Raw genomic sequence first — 14,613 nt, forward strand, 5'->3', positions numbered from 1 at the left:
GTGAAGCTGCCCTGCGCGAACAACAACACTATTTACGCCTGATTTTAGATAATATTCCCCAACAAGTCTTTTGGAAAGATACCGATTGCGTCTTTTTAGGTTGTAATTCTAATTGGTCAGAAGCCGCCGGATTAGAGAGTCCAGAAATCGTCATCGGCAAAACCGATTATGATTTATTACCACGTCATTTGGCTGATGAATTTCGAGCTAAAGACCAGGAAATCATGGCAACCGATACCTCTCAACTGCACATGATTGCCAAAAAAGTCAAACCGGGAAAAGATGGTGAACCCATTTGGCTCGACATTAGCAAGATTCCCATTCATGATGCCAATCAGAAAGTAATTGGCTTATTAGGTGTAATTGATGATATAACCTTACGCAAAAATGCAGAAGATGCTCTACGACTTGAACAAGCTAAATCAGAGAAACTACTCTTAAATATTTTACCCCAACCGATTGCCGACCAACTTAAACAGAATGACCTGAACGAACGCCAAGTCGGGGTCGTCATTGCCGAACAATTTCAATCCGTCACTATCTTATTTGCCGATCTCGTCGGATTTACGCCCCTATCGAGCAATCTACAGGCCCATGAATTGGTTGAATTACTCAATCACATCTTTTCCCAATTTGACCACCTTTGCGAAAAATATAATTTAGAGAAAATTAAAACCATTGGTGATGCCTATATGGTTGCGGGAGGACTCCCCCTACCTCGTCGGGATCATGCCGAAGCGATCGCCAATATGGCCCTAGAGATGCAAAATATTATCCGTCAGTTTCACACCCCCTTTAATCAACCCTTCCAAATTCGTATTGGTATTAATACTGGCCCCGTTGTTGCTGGAGTAATTGGCACGCGCAAATTCATTTACGATCTCTGGGGAGATGCAGTTAATGTCGCTTCTCGAATGGAGTCCCAAGGGGAACCTGGCCAGATTCAGGTTACCCATCAAACTTATGAATTGTTAAGAAATAACTATCATTTTCACGAACGGGGTAAAATAGACGTTAAGGGTAAAGGAGAAATGTTTACCTATTGGCTCTTAGGTCAATAAACTCAGATCTCAATCCCTTTCCCCTCAATCTCAATCGATCTCTTGTGGATGTCCCCAAAATATTTTTTAAGAAAACTTAAAAAAACTCTATTTTTAAATGATTAATTGACCTTTATGGCTGTTTTAAATCATCAAAATAGCTGGAATCTGAGTGCCAAGATCCCCTTGAAGTTATGGCTGATTATCCCGTTTGTTCTCCAGAACGTGATGGCAGTCGGTTTAAGCGGATGGTTTTCTGTCCGCTATGGAAAAAAAGCAGTCAATGAAGTGGCGATGCAATTGCGCTATGAAGTCAGTCAACGGATCGATCAAAAACTCTCGGAATACCTGAGTATTCGCCATCAAGTTAATCAGGTCACTCTAGATACTTTGGAATTAGGATATTTGCAAATAGAAGATTTTCCCAAATTGCAAAACTATTTTATTAAACAACTACAACGCTTCGATCGCATTGACTCCGTATTCTTTGGCAGTGAGAAAAATGAGTTTATTGGTATTGCCCATGGACTCGACGATCGACTGCAACTGATGAGAGCGGGTAAAGCAACGGGAGGTAGTATTCAATTTCATTGGCTCAATGAGCAAAATCGTCCTATTGAACTGATGAGCAAAACCCCCAATTTTCCGATCCGCGATCGCCCCTGGTACAAAGTTGCTGTCGAAAGCGAACAAGAAGTTTGGGGACCCATCTTTACCTACCATGCCTATCCTCGTATGGCCATCCCTGCCAGTGTTGCCATTCGTGACGAAGCTGGGAACTTGATTGGAGTCTTAGGCAATAACTTTTTTCTTACCCAAATTAGTGAATTTCTGGCTACCCTCAAAATTGGGAAATCGGGGCAAACCTTTATTTTAGAGCGCTCCGGAAACCTAGTTGCCAGTTCCAGCTTACCCCAACCCTTTGTTATTGAAAACGGAGTCGCCCAACGCATTCATGCCAGCGAAAGTCAAGATCCAAAGGCTATTGAAGTGTGGGAAGACTGGCACCCCCACTTAATTTGGATGGATATGCGAATGCCAGTCATGGATGGTTATGCTGCTACTGAGTACATTAAACAACATCTTCACGACCAATCCACGGTCATTATTGCCTTGACTGCGAGCGTATTTGAGGAAGAAAAAGTCTTAGTTCTCTCTTCTGGATGTGATGATTTTGTGCGTAAACCTTTCCAAGAGTCAGTGATTTTGGGGAAAATGAAGTACTATCTTGGGATTGATTATGTCTATGAGATTCTTGAAGATGTAACCCATAGTTCTGGAGATCTGGGAGAAATTTATCCTTTCCAGTTAGCCATAATGCCCCGTGAATGGCTTGAACAATTAGAGTATTTTGCCACAGGAGCCGATGGTGAGCAAATTGTACAGCTTCTTGAGCATCCGTCAGAAGAACAGAGCCAGTTACGTCAGACGATCGCCACTTGGGTCAATCGGTTTCAGTTTGAACACCTTGTAGCAGTCTCCGAAGAAGCGTTGAGGCTCAATAATCAAGGATCAAGAACGTAGGTAGGGGATGATGGAGTGGGGAAGAGAGCGCTTTGCGCTAGGCAAAAGGCAAAAGACAAAAGGCAAAAGACAAGAGGCTATAGGCAAGAGGCTATCTCCGTGTCTCCGCGTCCCCGCGTCCCCGCATCCCCGCGTCCCCGCATCCCCGCATCCCCTTGTCAATCATCTGTGGCAAACATCTAAGGATTTCATCTTACTTGGACTACTGTTGATATTAGCAATTGGAGTTCCAGTACCAGGGTTAGCGGTTAAACCATCTGCTCTAGATTCGAGAGATCGGGTTAGATCTGCCCCCTCAACTAGGGGCGAAACATTTTTTGCTCTGACTTGGATAGCTGGAATTGGGGCGATCGGTGCCAATGTCCTGATTGGGTATAGCTATGTACGACGGCAACAGCAGAAGTTAAAGGTACAAGAGGAGCTATTAAAGTTATCCGTATTGCATTCTCCAGGGGCGATCGCCATTTTTGATCGTCAGATGCGCTATCTGCATGTTTCCGAGCAATGGCTGAACATGTATAACTTACAAGAAACGAAGATCATCGGCAAGTCCCACTATGAAGTCTTTCCAGAGACTGCCCAAAACTGGAAAGATATTCATCAACAGTGTTTAAACGGCGACATCAAACAGGGTAAAGAAGACCCTTTTTATCAGATCGATGGTTCGGTTGATTGGGTCAATTGGCAAATTTACCCTTGGTATACTGATGCCCGAAAAGTCGGTGGCATTATTATGTTTTCCCAAGTGCTGACTCCCGACAAAAAGACCACGGAGCAACTGCGGAAAGTTGAAGCTCAATGGCAAACACTGGTCAACAGTACCTCTGATGGGATAATGATTATAGACCAGCAAGGAACAGTCTTATTTGCGAACCCAGCAGCCAAGAATATTCTCCATAAACCCCTCTCTGAATTAATCGATTATCCTTTGGGATTGCCCATGGTCGTTGGACAAACCGCAGAGATTGAAATTACTCATGAGGGAGAAGTATTAGGAGTGAGCGAAATTAGTGTAGCTCCAGTGCAATGGGATAGGGAAGAAGCCTTAGTGGTCTGTTTGCGTGATATTAGTGAACGGCGACAGGCTCAGTTAAGTTTATGGGAGCGAGAAGAACGATTACAGGCCATTTTCGATCAGGCAGCCGTAGGGATTGCCTTGACTCTTCCTTCGGGACAATTGGTGCAGGTCAATCAACGATTTTGTCAATTGTTGGGATATAGCCAGGCCGAATTACTTAACAAGACATTTCGTCAATTGACCCATCCAGAGGATCTCAATGTTGAAGAACCCTATGTTCAAGACCTCTTAAGTGGTATTAGTCAGACCTATAGCCTAGAAAAGCGCTATCTCCGCAAAGATGGAAAGGTGCAATGGGTGTATCTAGCCGTGTCAATTGTACGAGATTGGATGGGAGAACCCACTCAGTTAATTGGGGTGGTTTCGGATATTCATGAACGGAAGCAGATGGAAGTGGCACTCCAACAGGCAACCCAAGAGAGGGAAAAGGAAATTCAACGGCAGTTGCAGCAGCAAGCGGAGACTGAGCGGGCCGTAGATATGGTAGTAGATAAAACCCGGGCATTTTTAGATGTAGAGACGATTTTTACCACGGTAACCTACGAGGCCAGACAGTTGTTGAAGTGCGATCGCACTCTCGTGTATCGTTTTAATGCGGATTGGACAGGTCAATTTGTGGCAGAATCTCTAGGCCCAAATCAGCGATCTTTAGTTAAGCAACCCCATACTTATCAAGAGTTAACGGAACAACTAAGTCATTGTTTTTTTCAGACCCAGGTTTCTCAAGGTAAGGTGTCAGAAAGTTATGTAGCCAATGACATTTTTACTCGCGGATTCCCTGCTTGCTATTTAAGATTTTTCCAGCAACAACAGATTCGAGCGTATTTAATTGCTCCTATCTTAAAAGGAGAGCAATTTTGGGGATTATTAGCTGCTTGTCAGACCGCAAATCATCGCTCTTGGAAACCTTGGGAAATTAAGGCAATGGTCCGCTTCGGAAAACAACTGGGTATTGCTATAAAGCAAGCTGAATCGGTTGAAGAAATTGAGAAGAAATCTCAACAGATTATTCAAGCATTAAAAGCTAAATCTCAGATGAAACAAGCGAAAGAAGCAGCCGATGCAGCGAATCAGGCCAAAAGTGAATTTTTAGCAAACATGAGCCATGAATTGCGTACGCCCCTCAATGCTATTTTAGGCTTTACTCAGTTGCTGTCCAGATCTGTTGTATTGACCGAGCAGAAAGATTTTTTAAAGATCATTAACAATTCAGCTTATCATCTATTGTCATTGATTAATGATATTCTGGATTTGTCAAAAATAGAATCGGGTAAGTTGTCTCTCAATATTTCTGGATTCGATCTCCATCAAATGCTGGTTAAGACTCAAGATATGTTTATCCTTAAAGCCTATAAAAAAAGCTTGCATTTCCAGATAAAATGGGAAGACAACGTCCCTCAATGGGTGAAAGGAGATGAAAGTAAATTACGTCAGATTTTAATTAATCTATTAAGTAATGCCATTAAGTTTACATCCCAGGGTGAAGTGATCTTGAACGTCAGTAAACCCTCAAACCCCGATCGATTACAGTTTGAAGTTCAAGATACTGGCCCGGGGATTCCCATGCTAGAACAAGACAGGATTTTTGAACCCTTTGTACAGACGAGTGTAGGTCGTCGGTCAGGAGAAGGAACAGGCTTGGGATTATCCATTACTCAGAGATTTGTGCAATTGATGGGGGGAGAAATTCACTTTACTTGTCCGGCTGCTGGCGGTACTTGCTTTTGGTTTGATATACCCTTTGAGCAGGCCGATCCGACGAAAGTCTCCTTCTCCCATAAGCCGTTACGCGTCATTAGCCTAGCTCCTGGTCAACCGACTTATCGTATTTTGGTCGCTGAGGATGTGTGGGAAATTCGGCAATTATTGGTGAAGTTACTCCGTGCTGTTGGCTTTGAGGTGCGCGAGGCGAGTAACGGTCAAGAGACCATCGAAGTGTGGGGATCTTGGCAACCTCATTTAATTTGGATGGATATGCAAATGCCAGTGATGAATGGATATGCAGCCACTCAAACAATTCGTAAGTCCTTGCAGGGCCAGGCCACTATAATTATTGGCTTAACTGACCATCCCCTAAGTGAGCCAATTTGCGATCGCTGTTGCGAATGTGATGATTGTATGATCAAGCCATTCCAAGAGAGCGCAATTTTTGAGACAATAGCTAAGTATCTCGGAGTTCGTTATCTTTATGGGCCAATGGACAGTTTAACCACAGTTCTTTATGGTACCTCAACTGTACTGGATGATTGGTTGGAGGCCAGCGATCTTGAGGGAATTGCTGAAGATTGGGTCATCGAACTGTATCATTGTGCTGCGGGAGCTGATGCAGATGGGATTTATAAACTCTTAGAGCAATTGTCAGAAGACTATGGAAATACGAAGAAGGCGATCGCTAGTTTAGTTGATCAATTTTGTTTTGATCGAATTATGAAAATAGCTCAGTGTGATTTGAATCATGAATAACCCGGGTCAAATGCCCTCTAAGGGAAATTTATTAATTGTTGATGATACCTTGAATAATTTACGGCTGTTATCCAATAGCTTGATAGAAGAAGGCTATAAAGTACGAGGGGTGACCAATGGTCCAATGGCAATCACTGCAGCTAAGACCATTCCTCCAGATTTAATTTTGTTAGATATTAAAATGCCAGATATGGATGGTTATGAAGTCTGTAAGCACCTCAAGTTGGATACTCAGACTAAAGATATTCCTGTTATTTTCTTGAGTGCTTTAGATGATGTCATTGATAAGGTTAAAGCTTTTCAAGTGGGTGGAATAGATTATATTACTAAACCCTTTCATCTGGAAGAAGTAATTGCCCGCATAGAAAATCAGCTAGCACTCACTCAAGCTAAGGCAGAGATCACCAAACTTAATAGCGAGTTAGAACACCGAGTGCAGGTGCGAACACAGCAACTGCAAAACATAAATCAAAAGCTCATTAGTACCAATAAAAGGCTGGAATGTGAGATTTTAGAGCGCCAAAAAATCCAGAAAAAGTTGTTGCATATGGCTTCCCATGATGCTCTAACAGGTTTGCCTAATCGAGTGTGGTTTATGGATTGCTTAATTCAAGCCTTAGAGCGCTTTAAATCTGATAGTTACTATAAATTTGCCGTACTGTTTATGGATTGCGATCGCTTTAAAATGGTCAATGATTCTTTAGGACATTTGGTTGGCGATCATGTGCTGATTTCTGTAGCCCGTCGCTTACAATCTTGCTTGCGATCGAGTGAAGTTTTAGCCCGGTTTGGAGGCGATGAATTTGCAATTCTCATCGATCGAATGGATGATGTTAGTATTGCCATTAATCTAGCTCAAAAAATCAAAAATTCTTTAACTTGGCCCTTCCATTGGGATCGACAAGAAATTTTCTTAAATGCTAGTATTGGTATTGTTTTTAGTACACCTGACTATCAAGAACCAGAGCAACTGCTCCGGGATGCAGATATTGCTATGTATCGGGCAAAAGGGAGCCATAAAAGCTATCAAATTTTTGATGCTTTTATGCGTCAAAACACGCAAAAAAGATTTCAGATTGAAACGGATTTACGATTGGCGGTTGAAAATAAAGAATTTGTGCTTTATTATCAGCCCATCATTTCCCTAGAAACTGGCTATATTTCTGGTTTTGAAGCTTTGATCCGTTGGCAACATCCCCAACAGGGATTTATTTCACCAGGTGCATTTATTCCCATTGCTGAAGAAACGGGATTAATTGTCCCTATTGGTTTATGGGTACTGCAAGAAGCTTGTACTCAATTTCAGTATTGGTGTAAACAAGGCTGGATTAATCATCAGGTTAAAATGAGTGTTAATTTGTCAGTTAAGCAATTTAACCAATCTACTCTAATCGATCAAATTGATCGCATATTATTGAAGACGAATTGTGATAGTAAAAATATAAAATTAGAGATTACTGAAAGTGCCATTATGGATAATCCAGAATTGGCAACGAATGCTCTGGAGAGGCTGAAGCAACGGGAGATTCAACTCAGTATCGATGATTTTGGCACCGGCTATTCTTCTTTGAGTTATTTGCATCGTTTTCCGATTGATACATTGAAAATCGATCGCTCATTTATTAGTCGCATTAGAGAGGAGGGTGAAAATGCTGAAATCATAGAAGCAATTATTACCTTGGCACACCATTTAAATATTTCGGTAACGGCTGAAGGGGTGGAAACGGATTTTCAATTAGCCCAGTTGTCTAAAATGGGATGCGAAGAAGTACAAGGATATTTTATTTCTAAACCTTTAGATGGGGTCACTATGGGATCTTTATTAGCGACTGTTCCCTGTTGGAAAATTTCGGAAGATTTCGAGGCTTGAAAAGGGAGAAATGATGATTGGATTATTAGGCGATCGCCTTTACATGCTATATGGATTAATATGGAGCCAAAAAGAAAAGAGTACCCATGGCAATTTATCTCGATTCTGCATTAATTTCTGAAGCACAAACTGCTATTGAATGGGGATGGGTGAAAGGAATTACGACTAATCCCACCCTGTTGGCTAAAAGCGATCAATCTCCAGAAGAAACGTTGAGGCAACTGGCGGCGATCGCTCCCTACGAATTGTTCTATCAACTCACAGCCTCTACCTATGAGGGCATGATTGCGGAAGCAGAACGGGCTTATGAGATCATTGGTGAGAAAACCGTTTTAAAAATACCAGCTACGGCGATCGGATTTCAAGCTACTGCTCACTTATCGCGCCTGATGGACTGTTCGGTTACGGCGATCTACAGTGCAGCGCAGGCAGCGATCGCCCAAGAAGCCGGAGCCAAATATGCGATCGCCTACGTCAACCGCGCCACCCGACTCCTTGGAGATGGCCTCGCCCTCGTCGAATCCATGGCTAAAATCTTACAAGGCACGAACACTCAAATCCTTGCCGCCAGCCTCAAATCCCCCGACGAAGCTGCATCTGTTCTACAAGCAGGCGCAGACGTAATCACCGTACCCCTCAACCTTCTGCAACAAATGACAACCCATCTCCTCTCTGAGCAAACTGTCGTTGAATTCAACCAAAATGGGCGAGGCATTTAGTGCTACCCGCTAGGAAATGGGGAAATGGGGTTTTTCCTATTCCCTATTCCCTATTCCCTATTCCCTATTCCCTATTCCCTATTCCGCCACCCGTACCCTCGCCAAATAAGCATCCGTATAATAATGGCGGAGAATATCCTGATAGGTTGACCCTTGAGAAGCCATAGCATAGGCTCCATACTGGCTCATTCCCAAACCATGGCCAAATCCCCGGCCTTGCACTTGGAAACTGGTTGCCCCTGTCGCCTTATCTCCTGCGGTTAGAGGTTCAATGCTAAACAGGGTACTTCTCAAACTTAAGGCTTTTCTCAACTGCCTCCCTGTAATCATCTTTTCTCCCTGATCGCCGGTAATTTGTAGCGTCCGCACCCGGCCTTGGGGTGTTTTTTCTTGAGGCACAATGGACAAAACATTGCCCACTCCTTCGGTTAAATCGCTGATATCGGCCAGGGTAAAAACTTCTGTCCATTGATAAACTGGAGCTTGCTGATCGTAATCAGGTACAGCTCGCAGATAGGGACGCGGCTCTGACCAAATATCTTCTACATTCTCCGTATGACCGCCAGAAGAGGAATGAAAAACTGCTTCAATAATCGAACCGTCATAGGCCAAAATTTGTCCTTCAGTTGCATCTACCGCTTGCTGAGTGCTGACGTATTCATCTTGCACCCCACCATAGACTTGCCAAAAGGTATCATTGCCCACATCATAAATTTTATCGGCTGTCTTTTCCCGATGATAGAGGGCATAACTGCGGGCAGAGACCGCTTGAGCCTTTAGCGCTTCGAGGGGCCAAGAAGGAATCATTTCGCCGCCGACTACACTGTAGAGATAATGTTCAATATCGACATAATTAATTGCGGTAATCCCTTCATCGGTGGGCATAATTAACAGTCTACCTCGATACCAGCGATCGCCAATCCACACCAACCCATCATTTTCCGGCTCTATCCACAACTGTCCCGCTCGCCATTGGGACAGAGAAACCCCATAATAATCTGACTGAGCTGTAAACCCATCCATTGGGTTTAACTCCCCAATCACCTGACCATTAGCATCCTTAACAATAGCGGCTGTAGAACTACCAATTTTCACTTCATCCGTATCTTCCTGAATGGCTACCCGCAACTCCACCTCTGCGGCACTTGCCAACGAAGCCATCACCATCCACAACAGAGTCGTCAGCCACCAATGGGGTTTCAGGGGTTTCCATAGGGACTTAAAGGGAATAAAGAAAATACTGAATACAGAAGCCATAGAAAATTAATCCTTAGTGGGAGTCGTTAAAGAATTTGGACGTTATCGAAAATCTTAATAGACCTTAACAGATCGTCAGCTCTTGTGACTCAATTTCCGGGAAATTTCCACAGAAATTTTGGCTACTGACCCAACCCTGAATTAGGATACACGAATTAACTCGTAATACTGATACTTTAAGTTCACTCCCTTGGCCTACGACAACGCTTGCAAATACCTCGCCGAAAAATTCCCAGAGTCCTTCATCCAATGGTTGCTTCCCCAAGCGCAACCCACCCCCGTTGAAGTCCTGAAGACCGAACTGATACAAGAACCCATCCGCGCAGATTCTCTGACGTTCTTAAAAGCGGGTCATCAAATTCTGCACATCGAGTTTGAAACCCGTCCCTACTCCGAACCTCCCCTACCCTTCCGGATGCTTGACTACTATGTGAGACTTAAACGGCAATATAGTTGCTCGGTTCATCAAGTGGCGATCTTCTTGCGAGAAACGGCTTCAGAGCAAGTTTTGGTCTCGAAGTATGAGGATACGAATACCCAACACCAATACCCAGAAGTGTTGAATGTTAGCTTAATGCCGAAAAAAAGAGGATAAAATATGGTATTGTATCCTCAAAGATAGAACAATAATCCTCAATGCCGCAAGCAATTTCACCTAGATTTCACTTCTCCTATGCCAGACTGCGAACAGTTTCCAATCAGTCCTGCTTCAATGTGAGGAGTTACCATGAAATCTTGGTCATTAATTAGTCTTCTGAGTCTTACCTTAACCCTGAGTACCCCTAACGTTGTGCTTTCCCATGTTGGTCATGGAGATGAGTTTCAGGCAACTGGGGGAATTGAACGAGTGCAAATCAACCCTGAAACCGACTCCTTGTTAGGAATTGTGGTTACCTCGATCGCCGCAGCATCAGATGGGAGTTCTGCCGTGATGATTCCTATGACAGCCTTAGTCAGAGCAGATGGCAAACAACTGGTATTTGTCAAATACGGAAATTTTTATGAGCCTGTAGAAGTCGCAACAGGGGTAACCGAAGGTGAATTCATCGAAATTACTGAAGGATTATCCATTGGAGAGCAATTAGTGATTCAGGGCAGTTTATCCCTGTATGCTGAGTCTCGCAAAACCAAAACGGCTGAACCAGAGACAACCGCTCCAACCCACGCTCAAGCGGATGCTCAAGGCATTCCCCATAGTCACGATCGCACCGGGAATATGATTCAAGAGTCAGGACAAACCACAGAGAATCAATCGGGTGGCTTGTCCTGGAAGGCGATCGCAACAATTGTGGGTGGAAGCCTTGTATTAGTCAGTGGGACATTTGTGGCGATCGGTAATAGTAACAAAAAGAAGGAAATTTTTTCTAATAAAAATTGAGAGATATAGCCCTTCGCGCTAGGCAATAGGCTGGCTTTGCAATAGCTTGTATTGCTTAAATGGCGGTTTTTTACTCCCTCTACTGCCCTACTCCCCCACGAAGAGCGCAAAGTGCTGTATCTATGAGCGAAGCATTTGGGGTTGGAGATCGCTATTGTCCCCCTCATCTGGAAGATGAATACTGAAACTCAATTAGAAAATGCTGAATTCCCTTCTCAATACAATTCTCAAAAATTCCATTGCCCAACGCTGGCTCATTGTCGTCAGTGCCATTTTGATCGCCATCTGGGGCATTTTTAGCATTAGCCAAATGCCTTTAGATGTCTTTCCCGCTTTTGCTCCTCCTCAAGTCGATATTCAAACCGAAGCCCCAGGACTTGCTCCCGAAGAAATCGAATCTCAAATTACCGTCGATTGAAGATTTACAGCAGTCAGTGGTCAAAGTTGCAAACGGCCAACCCATCTTACTTCAAGATGTGGCAACGGTTCAAACGGGTTCAGCTCTTAAGCGAGGGGATGCTAGTTTTAATGGGCAACCGGCTGTGGTAATGATGATTAATAAACAGCCGGATGTAGATACCCCCACGGTGACTCAAGGGGTAGAAAAGATAATTGCCTCTTTACAGTCAAGTTTTCCTGCTGATGTCGAAATTACCCGAACCTTTCGTCAAGCTAACTTTATTGATTCTGCCATTCAAAATGTTAGTGGTTCTCTACTGCAAGGAATTATTATCGTTTCGGTAATTATGCTGCTGTTTTTGATGAATTGGCGTACAGCAATGATTACTCTCAGTGCCATTCCTCTATCCTTATTGATTGGTTTACTTTTCATGAAAGCCTTTGGTCTCGGCATCAATACCATGACCTTGGGCGGCTTAGTGGTTGCCATTGGCTCTGTGGTGGATGATGCGATCGTGGATATGGAAAACTGTTATCGCGGACTGCGCCGTAACCAAGCACAAGAGAATCCTAAACATCCCTTTGAAGTGGTCTATCAAACTTCTGTTGAAGTTAGATTAGCGGTCATTTTTTCCACTGTAATTATTATTGTGGTCTTTGCGCCCATTTTTAGTTTGACTGGGGTAGAAGGACGTATTTTTGCCCCCATGGGATTAGCCTATTTATTCTCTATTGCTGCCTCTACTCTGGTGGCAATGACCCTTTCTCCTGCTCTCTGTGCGATTTTGTTAGCCCACCAAAGTGTACCCCAAGAGGGTACATTTATTTCTCGTTTGGCCATCCGTCTCTATCGTCCGTTTTTAAATCTATCCTTGAGATTGCCTAAAGTAATTCTGGGTTTGGCTTTAGCGGCTTTAGTCGCCACGATCGCCATTGTTCCCAGTTTGGGACGAGTATTTTTACCTGAGTTTCAGGAAAAGTCTATGGTCAATTCGATGGTGTTGTTCCCTGGCGTATCTTTGGAGATGACCAACCGAGCAGGCATGGCTCTGTATAATTCTCTTCAGGATAATCCCCTGTATGAATGGGTACAGGTACGGGCGGGACGTGCCCCAGGAGATGCGGATGGAGCCGGAGTGAGTATGGCTCATGTGGATATTGAACTGAGCGATCTAGCTCTGAATAACAGAGAAGCGAGCGTACAAGCGTTACGGGAAGAGTTCTTAAAGTTACCTGGGGTCGCTCCCAATATTGGAGGTTTTATTTCGCACCGTATGGATGAAGTATTATCGGGAGTCAGAAGTGCGATCGCCATTAAAATCTTTGGCCCGGATTTGATTGAACTGCGTCAGATTGGCGAACAGGTGCGAGATGCGATCGCCCCCATTGAGGGAGTAGTAGATTTACAACTCGAACCTCAGTTACCCATCCGACAAGTCCAAATCCATTATGACCGCACAGCAGCGGCTGATTATGGATTGCAGATGGCAGATATTTCTGAGGTTGTCGAAACAGCACTCAATGGTCGAGTTGTTGCACAAGTGCCGGAAAATCAGCAATTCATTAATATTACCGTTGGTTTAGCTGAATCAGACCGCAATAATCTAGATGCCATTCGTGCCATTGCAATTTCTACCCCCACAGGAGAAACTATCGCCCTAGGCGATGTCGCTCAAATCGATTATGGCATGGGAGTTAATGTCGTCAATCGAGAAGATGTGTCGCGCTTAATCGTTGTTTCTGCGAATGTCGCAGAACGGGACTTAGGCAGTGTGGTTGGTGATATTCAAGCCACGATTCGGAAAACTATACCATTACCTAAAGGCTACTTTATTCAATATGGCGGTCAGTTTGAAGCCGAACAAAATGCAAGTAATAATCTTTTGATCTACAGCATCTTAGCTACAATTATTATTTCCATTTTGATGTTTTTCTCGGTTAAATCTTTTCCTGCAACCCTCGGGATTATGATTAATTTACCCTTGGCTTTGGTGGGTGGAATTATTGCCATTATTTTGAGTGGTGGTGTAATGTCTATCGCCTCTCTGATTGGCTTTATTACCTTATTCGGGGTCTCTGTCCGCAATGGCTTATTGTTGGTAGATAACTACAATCAGAAAGCCTCTCAAGGCATGGGTTTGAAAGAGGTGATTGTTAAGGGGTCTTTAGACCGAGTCAACGCGATTTTAATGACAGCACTGACTTCAGCTTTGGGGATGTTGCCCTTGGCGATCGCCTCTGGTGCGGGAAATGAAATCCTCCAACCTTTGGCAATTGTCGTTCTAGGAGGATTGTTTACCTCTACAGCCTTAACGTTGTTGGTGATTCCAGCCCTCTATGCCCAATTTGGTAAATGGTTGATGCCTAAATATTCCTCATCTACCCTCAAGAGTTGGGTGAGCGAGCATGAAAAATCACTTTTAGAACGGTTGTAATATAGTAGGGGAAGAAAGAGTTAGAACACTTTCTATTGCCGATTCCCTTTTGCTGCCCGAAGCCCTGTAAGCTCCGATCTCGATCGCCTGCAATGGCTATCGAGATCACATCTGGGTTATCTCTAATCTCACAAAACAGATGTCGATCTTGTCACGGTCAAATGCTGGGAGATCGGGGAAGATAGAAGCATCGATAAATAAAGTCTTTTGCCCTATACGATCATGTTTACTCCCACCACGACTCTCCAACCCCTTATCCAATTCTTGCAACGCGATCTAGAACTGCCAGCAACCTCAATTCGCTTGGCGTTGCGCCATCATGATAGTAGCCCCAGCTTATTGCCAATGACCCTATGGCAATATGGATTGATTACCTTAGAGCAACTCGATAAAATCTATGATTGGCTCTTTTCACAAGCCTAAGGGAGAGCGATCGCCTTAAATTTGCCG

General features: G+C 43.7%; 9 protein-coding genes and 1 pseudogene. 9 read left to right on the plus strand and 1 reads right to left on the minus strand.

Going from position 1 to position 14,613, the window contains the following annotated elements:
• Window positions 1–11 precede the first annotated feature (11 nt).
• The 5 genes from J7545_RS24115 (at window position 12) to J7545_RS15005 (ending at window position 8,694) form a co-directional block, all read left to right on the plus strand.
• On the plus strand, window positions 12–1,061 hold the full coding sequence (locus tag J7545_RS24115; protein ID WP_413038549.1) for an adenylate/guanylate cyclase domain-containing protein: 1,050 nt from the start codon (window positions 12–14) through the stop codon (window positions 1,059–1,061).
• 114 nt (window positions 1,062–1,175) lie between these two features.
• Window positions 1,176–2,564, plus strand: coding sequence for a cache domain-containing protein (locus J7545_RS14990; protein WP_318719768.1), 1,389 nt, complete (start codon window positions 1,176–1,178; stop codon window positions 2,562–2,564).
• Window positions 2,565–2,772: 208 nt separating this feature from the next.
• Window positions 2,773–6,105 (plus strand): PAS domain S-box protein, encoded by a 3,333-nt coding sequence (locus J7545_RS14995; RefSeq protein ID WP_318701178.1) that lies wholly within the window; start codon window positions 2,773–2,775, stop codon window positions 6,103–6,105.
• Entirely contained in the window at window positions 6,098–7,975 is a 1,878-nt protein-coding gene (locus tag J7545_RS15000) for an EAL domain-containing protein (protein ID WP_318701179.1), read from the plus strand. The genes J7545_RS14995 and J7545_RS15000 overlap by 8 nt, the downstream gene beginning before the upstream one ends.
• A gap of 86 nt (window positions 7,976–8,061) precedes the next feature.
• On the plus strand, window positions 8,062–8,694 hold the full coding sequence (locus J7545_RS15005; RefSeq protein WP_318701180.1) for a transaldolase family protein: 633 nt from the start codon (window positions 8,062–8,064) through the stop codon (window positions 8,692–8,694).
• Window positions 8,695–8,772: 78 nt separating this feature from the next.
• Here the strand turns inward: J7545_RS15005 and J7545_RS15010 are convergent, their stop codons facing one another.
• Window positions 8,773–9,951 (minus strand): SpoIID/LytB domain-containing protein, encoded by a 1,179-nt coding sequence (locus tag J7545_RS15010; protein WP_318701181.1) that lies wholly within the window; start codon window positions 9,949–9,951, stop codon window positions 8,773–8,775.
• A 190-nt stretch (window positions 9,952–10,141) separates the two neighbouring features.
• On the opposite strand from J7545_RS15010, the gene J7545_RS15015 reads away from it, so the two are divergent.
• The 4 genes and pseudogenes from J7545_RS15015 to J7545_RS15035 all read left to right on the plus strand — a co-directional run bounded on the left by J7545_RS15015 (window position 10,142) and on the right by J7545_RS15035 (window position 14,586).
• On the plus strand, window positions 10,142–10,546 hold the full coding sequence (locus J7545_RS15015) for a hypothetical protein (RefSeq protein WP_318701182.1): 405 nt from the start codon (window positions 10,142–10,144) through the stop codon (window positions 10,544–10,546).
• 132 nt (window positions 10,547–10,678) lie between these two features.
• Window positions 10,679–11,329 carry an efflux RND transporter periplasmic adaptor subunit gene (locus tag J7545_RS15020; protein ID WP_318701183.1) on the plus strand — a complete coding sequence of 217 codons (651 nt, stop codon included), beginning with the start codon at window positions 10,679–10,681 and terminating at the stop codon, window positions 11,327–11,329.
• Between the two features lie 199 nt (window positions 11,330–11,528).
• A pseudogene (locus J7545_RS15030) lies at window positions 11,529–14,163 on the plus strand (efflux RND transporter permease subunit).
• 222 nt (window positions 14,164–14,385) lie between these two features.
• Window positions 14,386–14,586 carry a DUF2949 domain-containing protein gene (locus J7545_RS15035; RefSeq protein WP_271936349.1) on the plus strand — a complete coding sequence of 67 codons (201 nt, stop codon included), beginning with the start codon at window positions 14,386–14,388 and terminating at the stop codon, window positions 14,584–14,586.
• Window positions 14,587–14,613 lie beyond the last annotated feature (27 nt).

Source organism: Roseofilum sp. SBFL (assembly GCF_017746885.1).
Lineage (GTDB): Bacteria > Cyanobacteriota > Cyanobacteriia > Cyanobacteriales > Desertifilaceae > Roseofilum.